Source organism: Streptomyces sp. WAC05292 (assembly GCF_003949955.1).
GTDB classification, from domain to species: domain Bacteria; phylum Actinomycetota; class Actinomycetes; order Streptomycetales; family Streptomycetaceae; genus Streptomyces; species Streptomyces globosus.
This window is the reverse complement of sequence record NZ_RPSE01000072.1, coordinates 1-21,913: the sequence shown is the minus strand read 5'-3', so window position 1 is coordinate 21,913 and position 21,913 is coordinate 1. Positions and strand designations below refer to the sequence as shown.

The following is a 21,913-nucleotide window of genomic DNA, read 5'->3' as shown; positions in this document are numbered from 1 at the left end:
GTTCAGCGCGGCCCTGCTCGCCCGCCGCCTGCCCTGGTCGGACGCGCCCGCCCGCGCCCTCGGCCTGGACTCCCTCACCTGCGAGGGCGCCGCCCGCGGGGTCCTCGCCCACCTGCGCCGCAGCCGTGGCGGGCGCCCCGTCCGGCTGCGGACCCCGTTCGGCTCCTTCCTCGTCCCGCTCGGGCCGGCCGACACCGCCGGGATCCTCGCCGCCGGCGCCGCCGCCGACGCGCTCGCCCCCGCCGTCCGGCTCGACGAAGCCGGGCGCCGGTACGGCCTGCACCCCCACCACCCGCTGCCGCTCCCCGCCGCGCCGGCGGACGCCGCGCTCGCAGGCCCGCTCGCCGGGGAACTCCGCCGGCTGGCCTCCGACCGCCGCGACGACCAGGCCCTGACCTGGGAGGCGTGGCGGCCGGGACTGCTGCGCGCCGCGCGCGGGGTGGTGGTGGGCGCGGCCGCCGCCGAGGACACGCTGCTCGGCGAGATGCTGCGCAGGGCGGCCGAGGCCGCGGGCAGCCACGCCTACGAGTCCCGGGCGGCCGCCGTGCACCGGCGCCTCGCCCCCTACCTGGCCGACCCGGACCCCGACTCCCTGGCCGCCGTCCTGGCCTGCTCCGCGACAGGCCCCGCCGTGCCCGCCGCCCGCGCCGGGCACGGCCTCCCGGCCGGCGCGGGACGACCCGAGGAAGCCCTGGCGCACATCCTCGCCGTGGTTTCCGAAGCGGCCGTCACCACGGCCCTCCAGGCACTGGCCCTCACCGCCGCGGGCGTGCCGGCGGCGGCAGGCGGACCGGCCGCCGCCGTGGCCCTCGCCCTCGACCGCTTCCCGCCCGTGGGCGCCGCCGTGCACCCGGTCAGGTCCCCGTTCGCCTGGGAGGGGCTCGCCGTCGCCGCGGGCACCGAGGTCCTCGCCGCCCCCGGCTGGCTCCGCAGCGCCACCGACCCCGGCGGCGGCACCGGGCCGGCCCCCCTGCCGGGCGGCGGACCGTCCCCGCTGTGCGGATCGCCCACCGGCTGCGCGGCCGCCGCGGTCGCCGTCCGGGTCGCCGAGGCGGTCGTCCGGTTCTTCACCGAGGACGCCGAGGGCGCCCGGCCCGCCCTGCTCGCGCCCGCGCTGGCCCCCGACCGGATGCCGCTCACCCTGGCCCCGCACACGCTGCTGCTCGCGTTTCCCACCCCCGGCGCACCCGCCGCCGCGCCGCCCGCGCGCGCCGACACCCCGGCCTCGCACGCGGCGCCGGCCCGCGCCGCCGCCGACCGCCTCGACCGGCACGCCCGCAGCCTCGCCGCCTGCGCGGCCGACGCCGGCTGGAACGGCAACGAGACCGGCGAGCGCTTCCGGATGCGGCTGCTCGAGCACGCCGACCGGTGCATCCGCGCCGCCTCCGACGTGCGCGAGGCCGCCCGCCGCCTCGCCGACTGACCGCGGCCGGGCCGGGCCGAGCCGGCCCGGCCGAGTCCAGCCGGCCGTACGGCGGCCGGGCCGACCCGCCCGGCCGCCGCCGCGGCTACCGTACGAGCGCGTCCCGCCGCCCCCGCTCCCGTACGACCATGTCCTGCACGACGACCTGGACCTCCTCGGCCAGCCGCCGTGCGGCCGCCGAGCGGGCCCCGGCCCCCCTCGGCCGCGCGGGCGGGGCGATCGGCTCGCCGATGGTGATCAGCCACTTCGCCGGCAGCGGGAAGAACGACGTCAGCGGGAAGGACGGAAGGCCGAGGAACCTCGCCAGCGCGGGCAGCTCACCCATCCGCGGGGAGGACTCCTCGGCGCCGATGACGGCGACCGGGACGATCGGCGCCCCCGTGTGCAGGGCGGCCACGGCGAAGCCGGGGTTGAACGGCTGGAGCCGGTAGCGCTCGCGGAAAGGCTTCTCCAGCCCGGAGACCCCCTCGGGGAACACAGCGATCAGCTCCCCGTCCGCCAGGCGCTGCATGCCCGCCCGCAGGTCGATCGGCACGGCGCCCTTGCGCGCCGCGTACGGCCCCAGCACCGGCAGGTGGAAGACGAACGGCGCGGCCAGCACCTGCAGGGGCCGCCGCAGCGAACGCAGCAGCGCCTTCTGCATGACGAAGGCGTCCAGCCCCCAGGCGCCGGAATGGTTGGCGACCAGCACGGCGGGCCCCTCGGCCGGCACGTGCTCCAGCCCGAACACCTCCAGCCGGAACCAGTCGTCGATGAACCATTCGAGCAGCCGCTCCCAGGCGTTCTCGCCGGCATCGCCGAGCACCTGCCGGAGGAAGCGGAGCTCGCTCTTCGCGATGTCGACGACGTCGATGATGCTCTCGGACACGGGAACCCTCTTTCTCGAACACTGCCCCCACCACCAACGGCGGCGGAACCGGTGTGATCACGAGGAGGCCGCGAATCCGGAAATCGGCTCTTGGTTCGACCCGTCCCCTGCGAACGAGGCGCGGTAGGCGCGCGGACTGGTCCCCAGTCGTGACGCGAAGTGCTGCCGCATGGTCACCTCGCTGCCGAACCCGGCCCGCCGGGCGACCTCGGGCACCGGCAGGTCGGTGCGTTCCAGCAGCTTCTGCGCGGCGGCGATGCGGTGCTCCAGGAGCCACCGCAGCGGCGTGGTCCCGGTCGCGGCGGCGAAGTTCCTGGCGAACGAGCGCGGCGACATGCCCGCGCGGGCGGCCAGCGCGGCGACGCCGAGGGGTTCGTCGAGGTGCGCCAGGGCGTACGCCCGCACGCCGGCCAGCGCGTCCGCGCCGCGGTCGGAGCGGGGCGTCGGACGCTCGATGAACTGGGCCTGGCCGCCCGCCCGGAACGGCGCCGTGACCATCGACCGGGCGATGGCCGCGGCGGCCTCCGCCCCGTGGGCGGTGCGCACCAGGTGCAGGCACAGGTCGATGCCGGCGGCGGTCCCGGCGGAGGTCCACACGTTGCCGTCCTCGACGAACAGGGCGTCGGGCTCGACCCGCACGCGCGGGTGCCGGGCGCGCAGCAGGTCGGCCAGCGCCCAATGGGTCAGTGCGCGGCGGCCGTCGAGCAGCCCCGCCTGGGCCAGGGTGAAGGCGCCGCCGCACAGGGCGGCGATGGTGGTGCCGCGCGCGTGGGCGCGGCGCAGCGCCGCGAGGACGGGCTCGGGCGCCGGCGCGCTGTGCTCGTCCAGGCCCGGGACGAGGACGAGCCGGGCGCGGGGCAGCCAGGCGAGGGTGCGGTCCGGCGTGAGGGCGAGCCCGCCGCGCATCGGCACCGGCTCGGGCCCGGCGGCCACCCGGCGCAGTTCGAAGGCGGGCACGCCGCGGTCGGTGCGGTCCACGCCCCACACCTCCGTGACGACCGAGACGTCGAAGGCCCGGATGCCGGGGAAGGCGAGCAGGGCGATGCGGTGCACGGGCGCCGGTCGGTTCATGGCGGCAGTAAACCATCGATCGCCGTCTTCCTGCCTTCTGGAAGCGGGGCCGGGGGAGCGGGAGGATGGCGGCATGGAGATCACGGAGAACACGGCACTGATCGTGGTGGACGTCCAGAAGGGCTTCGACGACGCGGCCTACTGGGGCCCCCGCGACAACCCGGCGGCCGACGGCAACATCGCGGCGCTGATCACGGCCTGGAAGGACACGGGACGGCCCGTCGTCTTCGTCCGGCACGACTCGGTCAGCCCCGACTCGCCCCTGCGGGCCGGGTCCGCGGGGAACGCCTTCAAGGACTACGTGGAGGCCGCGCGCGGCAGCGGCGCCGGCCCCGAACTGCTCGTCACGAAGTCGGTGAACTCGGCGTTCTACGGCAGCCCCGACCTCCACGCCTGGCTGCGGGCGGCCGGCATCACCCGGATCGTGCTGGCCGGCATCCAGACCAACATGTGCGTGGAGACCACCGCCCGCATGGCCGGCAACCTCGGCTACGACGTCCTGTTCGCCCTCGACGCCACCCACACGTTCGACCTGGCCGGCCCGGACGGCCGGCACCTGACGGCCGGCGAACTGGCCCGCGCGACGGCCGCCTCCCTCCACGGCGGGGGCTTCGCCCGCGTGGTCGCCACGGCGGCCCTGACGGCCGCAGCCCGCACCTGACCTGCCGCGGGGCCGGAGCGCACGGCTGCGAGCCGGGGCGTGGCGGGATCCTGCGCGGTGGGTGGCCGGAATTCGCCGCCGTTATGCTGCGAGGTGCTTGGATCTTGTACAACTGCCGTGGTGCGGTTGTCGGACCGGTGCCGGTGACACGAGAACGCGCGGCCGCTCCGCGCACCGCGTGTCCTCATCCCATTCAGCCGCGGCTACGGAGGCCCTGTGAGTACCTTGCGTCCAGAACACCCGGGACACGGTCACGGGGCGGTGCCGCCGCCGGGCTGCCCTGCGCACGGTCAGGGCGGCTCCGGCATAGCCAGGCTCTACGGCCCCGAGGCGCTGGCGGACCCGTCCGCCTTCTACGAGCAGCTGCGCGCCCGGCACGGCGCCGTCGCGCCCGTGCTCCTGCACGGCGACCTCCCGGCCTGGCTGGTGCTGGGGCATCGCGAGAACCTCGAAGTGATGCGCAAGCCGACCCTGTTCTCCCGCGACTCACGCCGCTGGACCGCCTTCCAGGAGGGGCGGGTCTCTCCCGACTCGCCCCTGGGCCCGACGGTCGGCTGGCAGCCCATCTGCGTGTTCGCGGACGGTGCGGAGCACGAGCGGCTGCGCGGAGCCGTCACCGACAGCCTGGCCCAGGTCGACCGGCGCGGAATCCGCCGGTACGTCGTACGGCACACCAAGCAGCTGGTGGACGCCTTCGCCCTGTCCGGCCAGGCCGACCTGGTCGCGCAGTACGCGGAGAAGCTGCCGATGCTCGTCATGTGCCAGCTCCTCGGCATGCCCGACCGGTACGGACCCCACCTGGTGAGCGCCTGCCTGGACCTGATGAAGGGCAGTCAGACCGCCCTCGCGAGCAACGACTTCCTGGTCGACACGCTGCGCGAGCTCGTGCAGCAGAAGAAGGGCGCCCCCGGCCGCGACTTCGCCAGCTGGCTGATCGGCCACGCCTCCAACCTCACCGACGACGAGGTCCTGGAACACCTGCGGCTCGTCCTCGTCGCGGCCAACGAGACCACGGTCAACCTGATCGCGAACACCCTCCGCATGGTGCTCACGGACCCGCGGTTCCGGGCCAGCCTCGCGGGCGGCCACATGACGCTCCCGGACGCCCTGGAGCAGGTCCTCTGGGACGCGCCGCCCCTGTCGGTCGTCCCCGGGCGCTGGGCGACGGGCGACACCGTCCTCGGAGACCAGCCGATCCGGCAGGGGGACATGCTGCTCCTCGGGCTCGCCGCCGGCAACGTCGACCCGGACATCCGCTCCGACCTCTCCGTCCCCGTGCACGGGAACCGGTCCCATCTGGCGTTCAGCAGCGGCCCGCACGAGTGCCCCGGCCGGGACATCGGCAGAGCCATCGCGGAGGCGGGCATCGACACGCTCCTCTCGGAGCTGCCCGGCCTCGAACTGCGTGCCGAGGCCGACGAACTCAGCCTGACCACGTCCTGGGTGTCCACACGCGTCAACTCGCTGCCGGTGCGCTTCCCGCCCCGCCGGGCCACCCCCGCCCACCCCGCGCGGCAGGACGCCGCGGCGCACCCGCCCGCCTCGGCCTTCGCCGCCGGCGCCCGGCAGCACGGGCAGCACCACACCGGGACGGCCCGTCGGCCCTGGTGGAAGTCCCTGCTGAAACTGCGGTGACTCCTGCGGCAGTTGCCCGGCGCCGGCCTCCCGGCGCCGACCCGGGAACAGGCGCCGGTGTGCTGCCGCTCACCCCAAGCCCGGCGGTTCGGCCGCCCCACCTGCACGTGCCATGTGCGAACACTATTGGACGCGCCAGTTCCGATGGGTACGATGCGCCGGGATGATGATCACTCGTGCATGGCGCCAGGCTTAGCTGGGAGCCTCACCGACGCCAGCTGCGCGCAGGCCGGTAGTTGCGTCGCACGACGGCTGAAAGGCGATTACGAGTGAAGAATGAGCCGGGACTCATAGTCCCGCCCATCTACACGCCCATCCCGCCGGCCATCCACCCGCGGCACGAGGCTGTCGAAGCGCACACCGCGGCGTGGGCGGAAGCCTTCCGGGTGGGATCCGACGAGTTGCGCACGCGCCTCCTGCGCCACAGCATCGGCACCTTCGCCGCCCGCGTCATGCCCGCAGGGCAGGAGCCGGTGGTGGCCCTCCTCTCCGACTTCGTCCTGTGGCTCTTCGCCGTGGACGACGGCTTCTGCGAGGAGGGCGCGCTCGGGCGAAGACCGGGAGACCTGGCGGGCGTGCTGCACCGCCTGCTGCGCGTGGCGCAGAACCCGGAAGCGCCCATGCTCCCGGGCGACTCCCTCGCCGAGGGGCTGCGCGACCTCACCCGCCGGGTCTCCCGCCACGGCACGGCCGTCCAGGCCGCGGCCTGGTGCAACGCCCTGCGCGAGTACTTCTTCTCCGTCGTGTGGGAGGCGTCCCACCGCCGCGAGGGCACCGTGCCGTGCCTGGCCGACTACACGCTGATGCGCCTCTACGACGGCGCCACGACCGTGGTGTACCCGCTCCTGGAGATGGGGCACGGGTACGAGCTGCCGATGCACGAGCGCGACCAGCCGTACGTCCGGGCCGCCACCGAGATGGCCTCCTTCGTCATCACCTGGGACAACGACCTCTTCTCCCACCACAAGGAGAGCCGGGGCGACGGCTACTGGCTCAACGTCATCCGAGTGCTGCAGGAGGAGCGCGGCCTGACGCCCGAACAGGCGCTGGCCACGGCCATCGAGCAGCGCGACCGCGTGATGTGCCTGTTCATGCGCCTGCAGGAGCACCTCGCCGACGAGGCGAGCCCGCAACTGCGCACGTACCTCCAGGGACTCGGCAGCTTCATCCGCGGCTCCCAGGACTGGGGCGTGTCGTCGCACCGCTACACCACCCCGGACGACCCGGCCGGCCTTCCCACCAGCTTCCGGCAGACACCCGTCGTCGACGACGGCGAGCCGCTGGAGATCCCCGCCGTCTCCTGGTGGTGGGACCTGCTCCCGGAATCGCGGCGGCGCGTGCCGAGCGCCCGCACGCCGGTGCCCGCCCTGCTCGCGCCCACCCCCTGATGAAAGGATTCACCGTGCCCCAAGGGCTGGAATCGATCCCGCCCGCGCCCGGGCGGGTGCCCCTGCTCGGCCACGCCCTGAAGCTGGGACGCGACCCCCTCGCGTTCCTGCGGTCGCTCCGGGAGGTCGGCGACCTCGTCCGCGTGGACCTGGGCAGCATGCCCATGTACGTCGTCACCAGCGCCGCCCTCGTCCGTGACGTCACCGTCGGCCAGGCGCGTGCCTTCGAGAAGGGCCGCCTGTACGACCGGGTGCGTCCGCTGGTCGGGAACGGCCTGGCCACGGCCGGAGGCGACGTCCACCGCCGGCACCGCAGGCTCATCCAGCCGATGTTCCACCAGACGTGCATCGCCGGCTACGCCGAGACGATGAGCAGCCGGGCCCGCGCCCTCGCCGACTCCTGGACGCCCGGGCAGACGATCGCGGTCGAGCAGGTCATGGGCGAGCTGGCCGTGGAGATCCTGGCCGCGACGATGTTCTCCACGGACATCGGGCGGCCGGCGGTCGAGGCGGTGCGCCGGGACCTGCCCGTGATCCTGAAGAACATGCTGCTCCGGGCGGCCTCGCCCAAGGCGCTGGACCACCTCCCGATCCCGCCGAACCGCGCCTTCGACGCGGCGGCCCGCAGCATGCGCCAGGTGATCGACGACGTCATCGCCGGCACCCGCCGGTCGGGCGAGCGGCACCAGGGCGGAGGCGACCTGCTGTCGGTCCTGCTCGACGCGAGGGACGCCGACACGGGCGAGGCGCTCACCGACGAGGAGGTCCGCGACGAGCTCGTCACGATCCTCTTCGCGGGCACCGAGACGACGGCCTCCACCCTGTCCTGGGCTTTCCACGAGATCGCCCGCCACCCGGAGGTCGAGAAGCAGCTGGTGGCGGAGGTCGAGGAGGTACTGGAAGGCCGGCCGGCGACCATCGCGGACGTGCCGCGGCTGCAGGGGATCCGGCGCGTGCTGGACGAGGTGATCCGCCTCCACGGCGTGACGCTGCTGATGCGCCGCACCACCGAGGAAGTGGAACTGGGCGGGTTCCGCCTCCCCGCGGGCACGGAGGTCGCCTTCAGCCTCTACGCCCTCCACCGGGACCCGGCCCTGTACGCGGACCCGGACAGCTTCGACCCGGACCGGTGGCTGCCCGAGCGCCGGGGGGACATACCCCGCGAGGCGTTCGTGCCGTTCGGGTCGGGCAACCGCCGCTGCATCGGGGACGCGTTCGCCTGGACGGAGGCCACCATCGTCCTGGCGACGGTCCTGTCCCGGTGGCAGCTCCGCCCGTCCCCCGGGCACAGCCCGCGGGAAGCGGCGTCCGCGATGGCCCACCCGGATCACGTGCCGATGGAGGTCCACCCCCGCGGCACCGCCCGCTGACACCCGGGTCCGTACGCCGGCTCCGCACACGGGGAAGTCGCGGAGCCGGCGGGCGCGCGGGCGCGGTGTCGGTCGGCTCGGCTATGGTGCCCGTCGTCGCACATCCGTCCGAAAGGCCGAGGCAATTGACCGGCAAGTCTGCTTTCCCCCTGCCCTTTGAGTCCGTGCGCTCCGCACTGTTCGCGACTCCCCGCACCCTGCGGGAGGTCGAGATGATGCAGTGCAGCGCCCACATCCGCGCCAAGCAGGGGTGGTTCGACAAGAAGGACGACCCGGAGGTCGTGGCCCGGTGGACGCGGGAAGCCGTCGCCCAGGGTCTCACCGAGGCACAGGTGGCGTACGTCCTCGCCGAACTCGCCCACTACGCCCGGCTCCGGGACGCCGGCACCGGCATCGAGGTGTCCGCCGTCGACGGGGTGTGGCAGTCCGACACCCTGGTCGACGACGGGCTCCGCTCCCGGCTGCGCGAGGCGGTGCGGGTGCTGGAGGAGGTCCCCGAGGAGGAGAAGGACTGGCACCCCGGATCCGGCGGCCAGGTGCTCGACCTGGTGCACCCCTCGCTGTTCTGCCTGGTGCGGGAGGTGAGCGGCGGGCCCGAGCGGGCCTGGCGGAACCCGACGAGCCCTTACGCGAAGCACGAGTTCTCCGAGAGGTTCCAGTGGCTTCCGAGCGACGTCGACGTCAGCGCCGACGGCCGGGCCGCCTTCCGCTCGTACGTCAACAACGTGCACCCCGAGGAGCACCGGGAACTCGCCGCCGTCCTGCCCGACCTGTTCGCCCGTATGCTCCCGCTGCTGGAGAACGTCCTCACCGACCTGCGGCACCCGCGGCCCCTGCGGATCGAGGCGGACCCCTACGGCTGGTACGACTCCGAACCGGAACGCCCGGACAGGGCCGGCTTCGACGACGACGAGGCCTACCAGGCGGCGCTCCGCGCGTGGGGGACGGCCCAGGACGACTGGTGGGAGAACCGCAGGCCGGTCGTCCCGGACGCCCCGGCGTTCACCCCGCCCGAGCTGCCCGACGCCGCCTCCCGGGTCGACCTGCGCGGCCGCCGGCTCCAGGTCATCGTCAAGCTCGCCACGGTCCACCTCACCCCGGAGCAGCCCGAGTACCCGGGCGGCTCCTGGCACGTCGAGGGGATGCTGAACGAGCGGATCGTCTCGACCGGCATCTACTACTGGGACAGCGAGAACATCACCGGGAGCCGCCTGGGCTTCCGCGCCGCACTCGACGACCCGTACTACGAGCAGAACGACGACAACGGGGTGCGCGAGGTCTACGGCCTGGAGAACGAGGACGCGATGAACCAGGTGCTGGGATCGGTGCCGACCCCGGCCGGCCGCTGCGTGGCCTTCCCGAACGTCCTGCAGCACCGCGTCGACTCGTTCCGACTCGCGGACCCCACCCGCCCCGGGCACCGCAAGATCCTCGCGTTCTTCCTCGTCGACCCGTCGGAGACGATCGTCTCGACCTCCGACGTGCCCCCGCAGCAGCCGTGGGCCGAGACCGCGACCATGACGCTGGAGCAGGCGAAGCAGTACCGCGAGGAACTCATGCGGGAACGCAAGTTCTTCGTCGCCGAACACAACGAGCAGGTCTACGAACGCGAATTCTCCCTCTGCGAGCACTGAACGGCCCGCGGCACCCGTCCGTCCGAGGGCGTACGGGTTTGAACGGGAGCACGTCGCCCGTACGGGTGTGCCGCGCACCAAACGGGTGATCACGGTCATGGCTTCCCCCTTCACCGGACTAGATTCGGCGCACCGAACCGAGTGAAGGGGATGCCTGCTGTGAGCGTGCTGGACATGAAGCTCGACCGGTCCTTCGACGTCTTCGACGCGGACCGCGACGGACGGCTCCGCAAGTCGGATGTGACCGGCCTCTCGGACAGGCTCGCCGAGTCGCTCGGCGTCGCCCCGGACGCCGTCGCCGGACTCCGCGGCTCGCTGGAGGACCTCTGGGACGCCGTCTTCCAGAAGATGGACCGCGACGGCGACGGCGGCGTCGACCGCACGGAGTTCCGGGCGGCGTTCCGGGCGCGGATCGTCACCGACCAGAACCGCATCTGGGACCGCATCAGGAGCATGAGCAACGCCTGGACCGAGCTCGGCGACCGCGACGGCGACGGCATGCTCAGCCGCCAGGAGTACACCGACCTCCTCCACGGCATGTTCCGCCTGCCGCGCGAGACCTTCGAGGAGGCGTTCAACGGGCTCGACTCCGACGGAGACGGGCAGTTGAGCCGGGACGAGATCAGCCGCGCGATGAAGGAGTACTACACCAGCGAGGACCACACCGCCCGCGGCAACCACTTCTTCGGCCGCCTCTGCCGCGCGCTCCGGCCGGATCGAAGCCGCTTCGTATCGCCCGCCCGCTCGTTGACCCCAAGCGGAAGCCGATCATCCCATCCCGCTCCCCTTGGAGGATCCCTTGATGGCCGATGCCGCACTGCCGGTGATTGTCCTCTCCGACCCCGACCCGCTCCGCCGCCACGAAACGGCCGAGCTGGTGCAGAGCTGGTACCGGACCTCCTTCCGGGTGCTCCAGGTCGGCGGGCCGGCAGAGATGGCCCGGGCGCTCAACTCGCTGGCCGACCGCCGGGTACCCGTCGCGGCCGTCCTCGCCGACGAAGCCCCGGCCCCCGGAGCCGCGCAGCATCCCGGAGTCCGCTGGATCCCGCTGGCCCGCCACCGCGACGACGCCCCCGCCGCCGCGGAAAGCAGGGAGGCCGCGGCAGCGGGGAGCCGCGCCGAGGACCTGCGCGGCGCGCTCGACGACTCCCTGTGCACCTGGAACGCCGACTCCCGCGGCGAACTGCCCACCGCCGAGGTGCGCGGCAGCCGCTTCTCGCCCGCGGCCTACGCGGTCCGCGACTTCCTCGGCCGCAGCGGCGTCATCTTCCGCTGGCTGCCCGAGCAGGAAGCGCGGGACGCCCCGGTGACCGTCCGCCTCGGCGACGGCACCGAGATGGCGGACCCGTCGATCAGCGAACTCGCCGAGCGCCTCGGCCTGATCCGCCCCGCCGGGCAGGACCACTACGACGTCGCCGTGATCGGCGGCGGCCCCGGCGGCCTGTCCGCGGCGGTGTACGCAGCCGCCGAGGGCATGAGCGTCGTCGTCATCGAGGACGACGCGCCCGGCGGGCAGGCCGGGACGACCTCGCGGATCGAGAACTACCTCGGTTTCCCGACGGGCCTCACCGGCGGCGACCTCGCCCAGCGCGCCCTGCAGCAGGCACGCCGGGCCCGCGTCGAATGGCAGCCCACCCGCGTGGCCAGCCGGGTCTCGCCCGCGGAGGGCGGCCGCCACCGGATCGACTTCGTCAAGGCGGGCACCGACGAGACGGCCTCCGTGACCGCCGCCGCGGTGGTCGTCGCCACCGGCGTGGACTGGAACCGCCTGACGGCCCCCGGCGTCGACCGCCTGCTCAACTCCGGCGTCTACTACGGCTCGTGCCTGTCCGACGCGCCCTCGGCCGCCGGCGAGGACGTCTACATGGTCGGCGCCGGCAACTCCGCCGGGCAGGCCGCCCTCTACTTCGCCCGCTACGCCCGCACCGTCACCCTCCTCGTACGGGGCACCGACCTCGGCGCCTCCATGTCCGACTACCTGGTCCGGCGCATCGGGCGCACACCCGGCCTGCGTGTCCTCCTCGGCACCGAGGTCGCCGAATGCCTCGGCGGGTCCACCCTCACCGGCCTCCGGCTCCGCGACCGCGACGGCGGGGAGCAGACGGTCCCCGCGCACTGCCTGTACGTCCTGATCGGCGGCCACCCCTCGACCGACTGGCTCGGCGGAACCCTCGCCCTCGACGACCGCGGCTACATCCTCACCGGGAGCGACGTCGCCGGGGCGGACGCCCTGCCGATGGAGACGAGCGTCCCCGGCGTCTTCGCCGTCGGCGATGTGCGCTCCGGATCGGTCAAGCGTGTCGGCGCCGCCGTGGGGGAGGGCGCCGCGGTCGCCCAGTGCCTGGTCGAGTACCGGCGCCGCCACCCCGCGCTCTTCCCGGACGCCCGCGCGGTCTGCGGCTTCTGACGGGGACACGGCCCCGCGCGCGGACCCGTCCGGGCGGCGCCCGGCCGCGGAGTCGGCGCACCCGCGGTGCGTCGGCAGGTGGGTGGTGCTCCGCCCTGCCCAGCACGGCTCCGCCACCTTGCCTCTCCCGGACGCCCGCGCGGTGTGCGGCTTCTGGCGGGGGCCACGGCTCAGCGTGAATCCGTCCGGGGCGGCGCCCGGCCGCGGTTCCGGCGCACCGGCGGTGCGGCAGGCGGGCGGGTGGTGCTCTTCCCCGTCGAGCACGGCGCCGCCACCGCGGCTCTCTCCTGGACGCCCGCGCGGTGTGCGGCTTCTGGCGGGGGGCACGGTCCCGCGCGTGAACCCGTCCGGGGCGGCGCCCGGCCGCGGTTCCGGCGCACCGGCGGTGCGGCAGGCGGGCGGGCGGTGCTCTTCCCCGTCGAGCACGGCGCCGCCACCGCGGCTCTCTCCTGGACGCCCGCGCGGTCTGCGGCTTCTGGCGGGGGCCACGGCTCTGCGTGAACCCGTCCGGGGCGGCGCCCGGCCGCGGTTCCGGCGCACCGGCGGTGCGGCGGGCGGGCGGGCGGTGCTCTTCCCCGTCGAGCACGGCGCCGCCACCGCGGCTCCCTCCCCGACGCACCGGCCGGCTGCCGGGGCTGACGGGGGCACGGCCCGCGCCCCGCGCCCGGTACCGCGCCCTGCCGCTGCCCGGTCCCCTGCGCAGGCCCGGCCGGCCGTCCGCCGTGCGGGGCACGGCCCCGGACTCCGGGGGCACCCTGTGCACCGCAGGTTTCGGCGGCCGTGTGCCGGACGGCCGGCCCGCGCACCCGCTGTGCCAACGCGCGGGCCGTCCGCGCAGGTCGGCGGCCCGCAGCTGCCGGGTGCAGCGGGGCGGCCCCCGGGGGTCCGGCACAATGGGGCCGGTGCGGTACCTCATCCTCGGCGTCACCGAAGCGCGCAGCGCGGCCGGCTCCCCCCTTCCGATCGGCGGGGCGCGCCTGCGCGCGCTCCTGGCCGCCCTCGCCCTGCGCGCCGGCGGTCCGGCCGCCGCCTCCGTCACCGACCTCGTCGCCGACGTCTGGGGCGACCGGCCTCCCCGGGACGCCCCGGCCGCCCTGCAGGCGCTCGTCGCCCGCCTGCGGCGGGCCCTGGGCGGTCGGGACACCGTCCTGGCGGATCCTGCGGGCGGCTACCGCCTCGCCGTCGCCGACCGCGACGACGTCGACCTGCACCGCTTCACCCGGCTCGCCCGCGAAGGCCGCTCCCGGCTGACGGCGGCTCCCGCCGACCCCGCCGGCGCTGCCGCCCGCCTGCGCTCCGCCCTCGACCTGTGGCGCGGGCCGGCCCTGGCCGACCTCCCCGAACCCGCCCGCAGCCGGCACGCCGCCGCCCTCGAAGCACAGCGCACCGCTGCCCTGCGCGACCGCATCGAGGCCGACCTGCGCTCCGGAGCCGCGGATCCGGCGGGGCTGCCGGCCGAGATCGAGGCGCTGATCCGGGAGAACCCGTACGACGAGACGCTGCGCGCCCAGCAGGTGCGCGCCCTGCGGGCGGCCGGCCGGCCCGCCGACGCCCTCGCCGCGTACGAACGCACCCGCCGCACCCTCGCCGACGCCCTCGGCACCGACCCGGGCCCCGAACTCGCCGCCCTGCACGCCGAACTGCTGAACCCCGCCGCCGCGCCCCCGGCCGGCCGGCAGCCCGCGCGAGAGCGTCCCGGCCCGGCGGGCGGCAACCTGCGGCCCCGCCTGAACTCCTTCGTCGGACGCGAACCGGAACTGGCCGCCCTCCGGGCCGACCTCGCCGGACCGCGCCTCGTCACCCTCACGGGGCCGGGCGGCTCCGGCAAGACCCGGCTCGCCGAGGAGGGCGCCGCCGCCCACCCGGACCCTGTGTGGCTGGTGGAACTCGCCCCCCTCGACGAGCCCGCCGCCGTCCCCGGCGCCGTCCTCAGCGCCCTCGGCCTGCGCGAGGACACCCTCGTGGCCCGTGAGGCACCCGCCGCCGATCCCGCCGCGCGGCTCGTCCGACTGTGCGCCGACCGCCGCCTGCTGATCATCCTCGACAACTGCGAGCACGTCGTCGCGGCCGCCGCCGAACTCGCCGAACTGCTCCTCACCCACTGCCCCGGTGTCCGGATCCTCACGACGAGCCGCGAACCCCTCGGCGTGCCCGGTGAGACGATCCGCCCCGTCGGGCCCCTCCCGCCGGAGCCCGCGCACCGCCTCTTCGCCGAACGCGCCGCCGCGGCCGTCCCCGGCTTCTCCCCGGACGACGACCCGGACGCCGTCGCCGAGATATGCGCCCGCCTCGACGGCCTCCCGCTGGCCATCGAACTGGCGGCCGCCCGGCTGAGGCTGCTCACCCCACGCCAGATCGCCGACCGCCTCGACGACCGCTTCCGGCTCCTCACCGGGGGAGCCCGTACGGTCCTGCCCCGCCAGCAGACCCTGCGCGCCGTCGTCGACTGGTCCTGGGACCTCCTCGACGAGGGGGAGCGGACCGTCCTGCGCCGCCTCTCCGCCTTCGCCGGCGGCTGCGACCTGGCGGCCGCCGAGGCCGTCTGCGGTGACGGCGGCGGCCCGGACGTCGCCGGCCTCCTCGGCTCGCTCATCGACAAGTCCCTCGTCGCGGCCGCCCCCGACCCCGACGGCCGCGGCATGCGCTACCGCATGCTGGAGACGATCCACGAGTACGCCGCCGAACGCGCCGCCGAGGACGCCGCCGACCGCTTCGCAGCCGCCGACCGGCACGCCGCGTACTTCCTCGCCCTCGCCGAGGAGGCGGAGCCGCTGCTGCGCGGCTCCGCCCAACTGCCCTGGATCCGGCGGGTCGAGACCGAGCTGGACAACCTCCGGGCGGCTCTCCGGCACACCACGGGGGCCGGAACGGCCGAGGCCGGCGAGCGGTTCGCCGTCGCGCTCGGCTGGTTCTGGTGGCTGCGCAACTACCGCGCCGAAGGCGCCGACTGGGTGGGCCGGGTCCTGCGGAACCGGGGCGCGGAGCCGCCCGAGGGCACCCCCGCCTACTGGCGCGTCATGCGCGTCCGCATGCTCGATGTCTTCCTGCGCGCCCAAGGCGAGGCGCCCGAGGAGTTCCGCACCCCCGCCAACACCGCGCTCGCCGAGCGCATGCGGACGGTGTTCGCGACGCCCGGGCCCGAGACGGCCCGCTTCCCCGGCATGCTCTGGCCCATGACCCTCCTCCTCGCCGGAGACGTCCTGGACGTCCGCGGGGCCCTCGACGAGGCGGTCGCGAACTGCCGCCGCCACGGCGGGGCCTGGGAGCTGGGCGTCACGCTCCTGCTGCGCACCCACCTCGCCATCGACGTCACCGGCGGCCTGCCCGCCGTCGACGCGGACCTCGCCGAACTCCACGGCCTCGCCGAACGGGTCGGCGACCGGTGGATCCGCGCCCAGGTGGCGGCCGCCGCCGGCGAGGTGGCGCTCTCCCGCGGCCGGTACGGCGCGGCGCGCGGCGAGTTCGACGAATGCCTGCGCCTCGCCCGCGAGGTCGGGGCCCATACGGAGACGCCGTTCATCACCGCCCGCATCGCCGAGGCCGCCCTCTGCGCAGGGGATTTCGCGGGCGCGGAGCGGCTCCTGGCCGAGTCGGCCCGCCAAGTCGACAGGTACGGCGGCGTGTACGACGTCCGCGCCTACGCCGGACTGCTGACGAGCCTCGTCGCCCTCATCCGCGGGGACCTCGCAGCGGCCCGCGCCGCGCACCGGCGGGCCCGCGCGGATGCCGCCCGGTTCGCGGCTCCCGCCCAGCTCGTCGCCGGGCTCGACAACATCGACGCCGTGCTGCGGGGCCGCGAAGCCGGCCCGGAGGCGGGCCTCGCCGCCATCGGGCCGGCGCTCGCCGGCGCCGTCGCCGCGCACTGCGCGGAGCGCGTCCTGGCCTCGCTCGCCGACACCGCGGCCGCGCTGCTGTCGCGGGCAGGACGGACCCCGGAGGCCGTACGGGTCCTCGGCGCGGCCACGGCGTGGCGCGCGGGGCACCCGCGCTCCGTGGTGGAGCAGGCCGCCGTCGCGCCGATCCCCGACGAGGCACGCGCCCTGCTCGGCCCGGCCCGCTACGAGAAGGAGGCGGCGGAGGGCGCCGCGCTCACACCGGCCGAGGTCGCGGCCCTGCTCACCGCCGGCTGAGTCGGAGCCGCCCCGCCGCCGCCCCGTCCCCGGCCCCGCGGTGTCAGGCCGTGCCGTCCTCGCTGCGGGGCCAGATCGCCACGGCGACGAGCACCGCCGCCCACACGGCGAGCGGGGCGACGGGCCAGTAGTACGTCAGCTCCCCCTTCCCGAGGCAGCGGACTCCCCATACCGCCGACAGGACGACCGATCCGCCGAGCCAGTACCGCCATTCCGCGAGCCACTCCGCCAGGTCGCGGCGGTCCCGTTCGGCCCGGCCGGGCGCCGGGGCGGGCAGGTCGGCGGTCAGTGCGGCCAGGTCGCCCGCGGTGCGCGCGGCGAGGGCCCGCCGGACCCGGTCCGCGTGCTCCCGCGCGTCGAGCCGGCCCTCCGCCAGAGCCGAGGCCAGGATGCCGAGCGCACCGTCCCGTTCGGCGTCCGACACCCGCAGCGCGGGCGCGGACGGCTTTCCGAGGCTGTTCTCCATCGCTTCTCCCTTCCCCTATTAGAATACGACTGTATCTCAAAGAAGGTGGGTGGACCCGTGCCGAAGACCGTCGACCGGCCGGAGCAGCGCCGGCAGATCGGCGCCGCGCTGCTCGCGCTCGCCGCCGAGCGCGGCCTGGACCAGATCAGCGTCCGCACCGTGGCGGCGGCGAGCGGCCGCTCCGCGGGCGCCGTGCAGAAGTACTTCCGCTCGAAGGAGGAGATGCTGGTCTTCGCCGCCGAACTCGCCGGCGAGCGCGTCGAGGAGCGGATGTCCCGGGTCGACACCGGCCTGCCGCTGCGGGAGGCGCTGCGCGCCCTCGTCCGCACCGTGCTCCCGCTGGACGAGGAGCGGCGCGCCGAGGCCGCGGCCCAGCTGGCGTTCGCGGTCCACGCCGCGCACCATCCGCGACTGGCGGCGATCCGCCGCCAGGTCGACCGCGACGTCCGAGACGCGCTCACCGCCTGGCTCGAGGGCGCGGGGTGCCCGCACGCCGGGGCCGCCGCCGACGCCGTGATCGCCCTGGGCGACGGGCTCGCACTGCGGATGCTCTACGACCCGGCCGACCACGAGGCACTCCTGAACGCCCTCGACCGCACCCTCGACGCACTCCTGCCGTAGCAGTGCCCAGAAGGCCAAAGGGGCCTCGCGAACGGCCGCGCGTGCGCGGAGGCCGGAACACGACGACCCGTCAAGTGCCCCGCGGGGCCGCCCGGACGGGTGCGCTCCCTCGCGCCGGCGCCTCCGCCCGGCGCTGTCGGACCCCGCTGTTAGGGTCGCCGCATGGCCAACCGCTCATACCTCTACGCCGCCGACACGATGCCCACCGATCAGGAGAACCCCCAGGCGATCCGCTGCGTCTCGGAACACAACTGGTCGATTCCGCTCGCCCACAAGCTCCTGGTGGGGCGCGGGACGACCATCGTCCCGTCCATGATCTGGAATCCCCGCATAGGCATCGCGGCGGACTACGCCGGCGGCGCCGCCCTGCTCGGCGACCTGCTGCGCGCGGTCGGCCGCGGTCTGGAGGACGACTCCGACTTCGCCCGGTGCGTCGAGCGGACCACGGCCCACCTGGAGAAGCAGCGGGCGCGTTATTTCGTCCTGGAGGCGGGCGAGATGGTCTCCCTCTCCGGCGGCGACCCCGAGGCGGGAGTCGGGCGCCTCGTCGCCGACGACATCCCCGCCGCCGTGGCCCAGGCCGAGGCGGCGATCGCCGGCCGCAACGATGCATGGCTGGCCTCGCTCCGCTCAGACTGGGAGGACCACTTCGCCTCCTTCTACGGCGACGCCCTCTACTTCTCCTTCCCCGGCTAGGCACCCTCTTCCGGATCCCGCCGGCCCGCGCAGACGGCCTGCGCGGGCCGGCGGACGCTCACTCCGCGAGGGGAAGGGCGATGTCGCAGGCGGGATCGGCCGCGCCGATCGCGGCCCAGTCCGCGAAGTAGACCTCGCGAGGCGAGCCCGCCGGGGCCCGGCCGTGGGCTGCCGCCCACGCGTACACGGCGTCGTACGCGGACAGGATCTGCGGGTAGGCCGTCTGCGCCTTCGTGATGCGCGCGTACGCCTCCACCCGCGCCGGCTCGACACGGTGGGCCGCCGGCAGCTCGCCCCCACGGGCCGGGTCCACCGGAACGCACAGCTCCACCGGGCCGTCGCCGTCCTCGTCGACCTCCCCGTGGTAGACGACGAACGGGTGGCCGAAGAACCCGCCGTGCGCCTCGGCGACCGGGGCCAGCCGGCCCAGGGCTGCCGGAATCCAGTCGGGGAGCTCCTCCGGCGTGACGTGCCGCTGCTCCACGAGCACCAGTTGCCTCGCCACCTCGCGCGTCCCGATCTCGTACATGTCGTCCGTCGTCCCTTCGTCTCCGAGCAGGTGGATGCGGAGGTGAGCGGCCAGCTCCCGCTGGACCGCGACGCGCCGCTCGACCCCGTCCCAGTACGCGGCGACCAGCCGGGCCGCCTCCGCCGCCGGAGCCGCGAGAACCGCGCCCACCTGCGCCAGCGGCATGTCCAGCCCGCGCAGCCGCACGATCAGCCGGGCCTCGCGCAGCCGGCTCTCCCGGTAGTACCGGTAGCCGGTCACCGGATCGACGTGGTCCGGCGGCAGCAGACCCTGGCGGCCGTACAGCCGCAGGGCCTTCTGCGACAGGCGGGCCCGGCGCGCGAACACGCCGATCCCGAGCAGGGCGTCTTCCTCCATGCCGGCAACACTCCCGTCTCCCCCAGGGGCAAGGTCAACCCGCCCGTCCCCGCACACTGTGCTCCACGCGGCCCACCACGGGAGGTACGGCCGGTCGGGGCCTTCGATACTGGCGGCGCCGGTCCCGACCGGGGGCCGCGAAGCAGGAAGGAGCAGGCCCGTGAACGCACCGGCGAGCGGGGAGTCCGGCTGCCAGCTGATGAGGCGCCTCGCCAAAGAGCTGGAGAAGAGCATCAAGGCCACCGAGAGGCATGCGGACGAGGTGGCAGACGCCATCGCCGCACTGGCGGCCAGGCCCGACCCGGACCAGCAGCAGATCGCAGCACTCGGGCAGACCCGGGAAGTCCTCCTGAAGAAGATCGAGGAGGAACGTACCTCCCTGTCCGACCTGGAGTCCGTCATCAGCGAGAACTGCTAGGCCGCCTCTTTCGCACCAGCACCTGACCGGCCCGACGCGGCCGCGCCACCAGCCTCCCGTGGCATGAGCACCCCGCCGGGGCCCTCCAAGGGGCCCCGGCGTGCGTGCATGGCGACCGTACCGCCGCACTCTCCGCATCAGCGCACCGAAGCGCCCAACTCGCCCTGTCTGAACAGTATTTGTGATGCTCGACCCTTGCCCCGGCGACCTCGTTCGCCAATGATGCTCCCGGCGTGCGGCGCCGGGGCGGTGACCGGCGGCCTGCATGCCACGCCACCACCCCCCACAGGCCGGGAGGCCCGCCGTGCGCGCGAACCGTCACCTCCGCAGATCAGCCGTCACCCTGGGCGCCGCCCTCGCCCTGGTCGTCGGCGTGCCGCAGGCCGCGTTCGCCGCGCCCCCGCCCGCACTCCCCGCCAACGCCGAGCCGATGGAACTGGCCTTCCAGCCCGCCTTCGACTACGACACCGACGGCTGCTACCCGACCCCCGCCATAGGGCCGACCGGCGTCCTCAACGGCGGCCTCAAGCCGACCGGCGCCCTCGACGGCAACTGCCGGGACGCCGCCGACCTCGACAACACCAACAGCTACTCCCGCGCCACCTGCAACAACGGCTGGTGCGGCGTCGTCTACGCGCTCTACTTCGAGAAGGACCAGGCCATCCCCGGCATCAGCCTCGGCGGCCACCGCCACGACTGGGAACACGTCGTGGTGTGGATCCAGAACGGCGAGGCCAAGTACGTCGCCACGTCCGCCCACGGCGACTTCGTGATCCACTCCCGCGACCGGATCCGCTGGGACGGCAGCCACCCCAAGGTCGTCTACCACAAGGACGGCTGGGGCACGCACTGCTTCCGCGCCGCCAACACCAACGACGAACCGCCGGAGAACCACGAGCGGACCTGGCAGTTCCCCGCGCTCGTCGGCTGGTCCGGCTACCCGGCGACCCTGCGGGACAAGCTCAGCCAGGCCGACTTCGGCAGCGCGCACTTCGGCCTGAAGGACGGCTCCTTCCAGTCGCACCTCGCGGAGGCGAAGCCGGCGGGCATTCCCTTCGACCCGTACCTCTAGCCTGCCGCTCGCGGCGGACGACGCTCAGCCGCCGCCGCGGTGGAGGAAGAGCAGGAGGTCGTGCGCCTGCGCGGGGGTCAGGTCGACCGGCGCCGGCCGAGGGGCCTCCTCGCCGTCTGCGACGGCCGCCAGGTAGGCCTCGGCCTCCTCGGGCGGGATGCTCTCCAGCATCTCGTCGACCAGCTTCATCATCTCCTCGTCGGAGAGCCGCCCCGGCTCGTCGGGGCCCACCGGTGTCCTCTGGTCCATCGCCCCACCCTCGCTGTGGAGCCGTCGGCCGCTTCCGACGGCAGCACAGAACATATACGCGGCGCCGGGCCGATCCCGGCACGGCGCGCGCGGAGCCCGCCGCGCACGGCGGCCGGGGAGCTCAGTGGAGCCAGAAAAAGACGGTGTCCGCCCTCCGGCCCGTCCCTTTCGCGGCCTCCCACTCGACGGCCTCGTCCCGCATCGGCCCCAGCAGCACTTCCGCCGTCTCGCGGACTTCCGGTTCGAGCCGGTCGAGGACCGCCTCGTACGCCTCGACGACCTCCGCGGCCCGCGAGGCCGGGAAGGTGCCGATGCAGGGGAGCGCGTCACCGGGATGCGGCAGGCGCAGCGGCGGGCCGCCGAACAGGAGCGAGGCCGGCGCCAGGTCCTCGGGGACCCCGAGGCGGGTCATCTCGTCGTCCACGGTGTGGAACCAGGACGGCCGGTTCCAGTGGCCGAGGTCGCAGGTGTCGGAGAACAGCACCGCGACCAGCGCCTGGAAGGCGTACGTGTACCCGGGCCCCTCGTCCGCGCTGGGTGCGCCCTCCAGCAGCTCCTCCAGCGCCTGTGCGACCGGCACGTCCAGCCGGACGCCCTCCGCCTCGAACCGCGCGTCCGCCCGCGCGCACCGCTCCCGCGCCGATCCGAGGACCCTGTCCTGCTCGGGTGTCCGCTCCACCGCCGTCAGCAGGCGGATCACGTCCCGCATGTCGCCGGTGCTCATTTCCAGGTGCCCCACAGCCCCACTCCTCCGTATACCGGCGTCCATGATCGCCGACGCGGGGTCCCCGGAAGCACGGGCCACACCACGGCAGGGCGGGGATGTGTCCCAGACCCCGCCGGCACCGGCCGGGGGCCGGGCACGCCGACCGGGGCCGGCACGCCGACCGGGGGCGGGGCGCAGATGCTCCCCGACCC

Annotated in this window: 17 protein-coding genes and 2 pseudogenes; 13 read left to right on the top strand and 6 right to left on the bottom strand. The window is 75.0% G+C overall.

What is annotated here, in order from left to right:
• Window positions 1-1,423 (top strand): annotated as a pseudogene (locus EF903_RS33965) (hypothetical protein); the annotation flags it as partial.
• Window positions 1,424-1,508: 85 nt separating this feature from the next.
• On the opposite strand, the gene EF903_RS11360 reads toward EF903_RS33965, so the two are convergent.
• Window positions 1,509-2,291, bottom strand: coding sequence for a lysophospholipid acyltransferase family protein (locus EF903_RS11360; protein WP_125543079.1), 783 nt, complete (start codon window positions 2,289-2,291; stop codon window positions 1,509-1,511).
• 57 nt (window positions 2,292-2,348) lie between these two features.
• On the bottom strand, window positions 2,349-3,362 hold the full coding sequence (locus EF903_RS11355; protein ID WP_125543078.1) for a GlxA family transcriptional regulator: 1,014 nt from the start codon (window positions 3,360-3,362) through the stop codon (window positions 2,349-2,351).
• A 73-nt stretch (window positions 3,363-3,435) separates the two neighbouring features.
• On the opposite strand from EF903_RS11355, the gene EF903_RS11350 reads away from it, so the two are divergent.
• The 8 genes and pseudogenes from EF903_RS11350 to EF903_RS11315 all read left to right on the top strand — a co-directional run bounded on the left by EF903_RS11350 (window position 3,436) and on the right by EF903_RS11315 (window position 16,587).
• Entirely contained in the window at window positions 3,436-4,023 is a 588-nt protein-coding gene (locus tag EF903_RS11350) for a cysteine hydrolase family protein (protein ID WP_125543077.1), read from the top strand.
• A 216-nt stretch (window positions 4,024-4,239) separates the two neighbouring features.
• Window positions 4,240-5,658, top strand: a complete 1,419-nt coding sequence (locus EF903_RS11345) for a cytochrome P450 (RefSeq protein ID WP_260615087.1) — start codon at window positions 4,240-4,242, stop codon at window positions 5,656-5,658.
• Between the two features lie 269 nt (window positions 5,659-5,927).
• Window positions 5,928-7,046 carry a selina-4(15),7(11)-diene synthase gene (locus tag EF903_RS11340; protein WP_185902617.1) on the top strand — a complete coding sequence of 373 codons (1,119 nt, stop codon included), beginning with the start codon at window positions 5,928-5,930 and terminating at the stop codon, window positions 7,044-7,046.
• Between the two features lie 14 nt (window positions 7,047-7,060).
• The gene (locus EF903_RS11335) at window positions 7,061-8,416 is read left to right on the top strand and encodes a cytochrome P450 (protein WP_260615086.1); all 1,356 of its coding nucleotides are present in this window, start codon (window positions 7,061-7,063) and stop codon (window positions 8,414-8,416) included.
• An 83-nt stretch (window positions 8,417-8,499) separates the two neighbouring features.
• A complete protein-coding gene (locus EF903_RS11330; protein ID WP_399420616.1) occupies window positions 8,500-10,050 on the top strand; it encodes a DUF4246 domain-containing protein in 1,551 nt (516 codons plus the stop codon).
• Window positions 10,051-10,200: 150 nt separating this feature from the next.
• Window positions 10,201-10,680, top strand: a pseudogene (locus tag EF903_RS36085) (EF-hand domain-containing protein); the annotation flags it as partial.
• Window positions 10,681-10,852: 172 nt separating this feature from the next.
• Entirely contained in the window at window positions 10,853-12,457 is a 1,605-nt protein-coding gene (locus EF903_RS11320) for an NAD(P)/FAD-dependent oxidoreductase (RefSeq protein WP_125543074.1), read from the top strand.
• A gap of 893 nt (window positions 12,458-13,350) precedes the next feature.
• Window positions 13,351-16,587 (top strand): ATP-binding protein, encoded by a 3,237-nt coding sequence (locus EF903_RS11315; protein ID WP_399420614.1) that lies wholly within the window; start codon window positions 13,351-13,353, stop codon window positions 16,585-16,587.
• A 43-nt stretch (window positions 16,588-16,630) separates the two neighbouring features.
• Here EF903_RS11315 and EF903_RS11310 read toward each other — a convergent pair whose 3' ends face one another.
• Window positions 16,631-17,053: a DUF1707 domain-containing protein gene (locus EF903_RS11310; RefSeq protein WP_185902616.1), complete on the bottom strand. Its 423-nt coding sequence runs from the start codon at window positions 17,051-17,053 to the stop codon at window positions 16,631-16,633.
• Between the two features lie 57 nt (window positions 17,054-17,110).
• Between EF903_RS11310 and EF903_RS11305 the strand changes: the two genes are divergently transcribed.
• Both EF903_RS11305 and EF903_RS11300 read left to right on the top strand, forming a co-directional pair.
• The gene (locus EF903_RS11305) at window positions 17,111-17,674 is read left to right on the top strand and encodes a TetR/AcrR family transcriptional regulator (RefSeq protein WP_125543072.1); all 564 of its coding nucleotides are present in this window, start codon (window positions 17,111-17,113) and stop codon (window positions 17,672-17,674) included.
• Window positions 17,675-17,836: 162 nt separating this feature from the next.
• Window positions 17,837-18,370 (top strand): hypothetical protein, encoded by a 534-nt coding sequence (locus EF903_RS11300; RefSeq protein WP_125543071.1) that lies wholly within the window; start codon window positions 17,837-17,839, stop codon window positions 18,368-18,370.
• A gap of 58 nt (window positions 18,371-18,428) precedes the next feature.
• Here the strand turns inward: EF903_RS11300 and EF903_RS11295 are convergent, their stop codons facing one another.
• Window positions 18,429-19,256 carry a MerR family transcriptional regulator gene (locus EF903_RS11295; protein WP_125543070.1) on the bottom strand — a complete coding sequence of 276 codons (828 nt, stop codon included), beginning with the start codon at window positions 19,254-19,256 and terminating at the stop codon, window positions 18,429-18,431.
• A 160-nt stretch (window positions 19,257-19,416) separates the two neighbouring features.
• On the opposite strand from EF903_RS11295, the gene EF903_RS11290 reads away from it, so the two are divergent.
• Complete coding sequence (locus EF903_RS11290) at window positions 19,417-19,674, top strand: hypothetical protein (RefSeq protein ID WP_125543069.1); 258 nt, start codon at window positions 19,417-19,419, stop codon at window positions 19,672-19,674.
• 304 nt (window positions 19,675-19,978) lie between these two features.
• Window positions 19,979-20,746: an NPP1 family protein gene (locus tag EF903_RS11285; protein WP_260615083.1), complete on the top strand. Its 768-nt coding sequence runs from the start codon at window positions 19,979-19,981 to the stop codon at window positions 20,744-20,746.
• 24 nt (window positions 20,747-20,770) lie between these two features.
• Here EF903_RS11285 and EF903_RS11280 read toward each other — a convergent pair whose 3' ends face one another.
• Window positions 20,771-20,995 carry a hypothetical protein gene (locus EF903_RS11280; RefSeq protein ID WP_125543067.1) on the bottom strand — a complete coding sequence of 75 codons (225 nt, stop codon included), beginning with the start codon at window positions 20,993-20,995 and terminating at the stop codon, window positions 20,771-20,773.
• Between the two features lie 121 nt (window positions 20,996-21,116).
• Window positions 21,117-21,734 (bottom strand): hypothetical protein, encoded by a 618-nt coding sequence (locus EF903_RS11275; RefSeq protein WP_260615082.1) that lies wholly within the window; start codon window positions 21,732-21,734, stop codon window positions 21,117-21,119.
• Window positions 21,735-21,913: the final 179 nt, after the last annotated feature.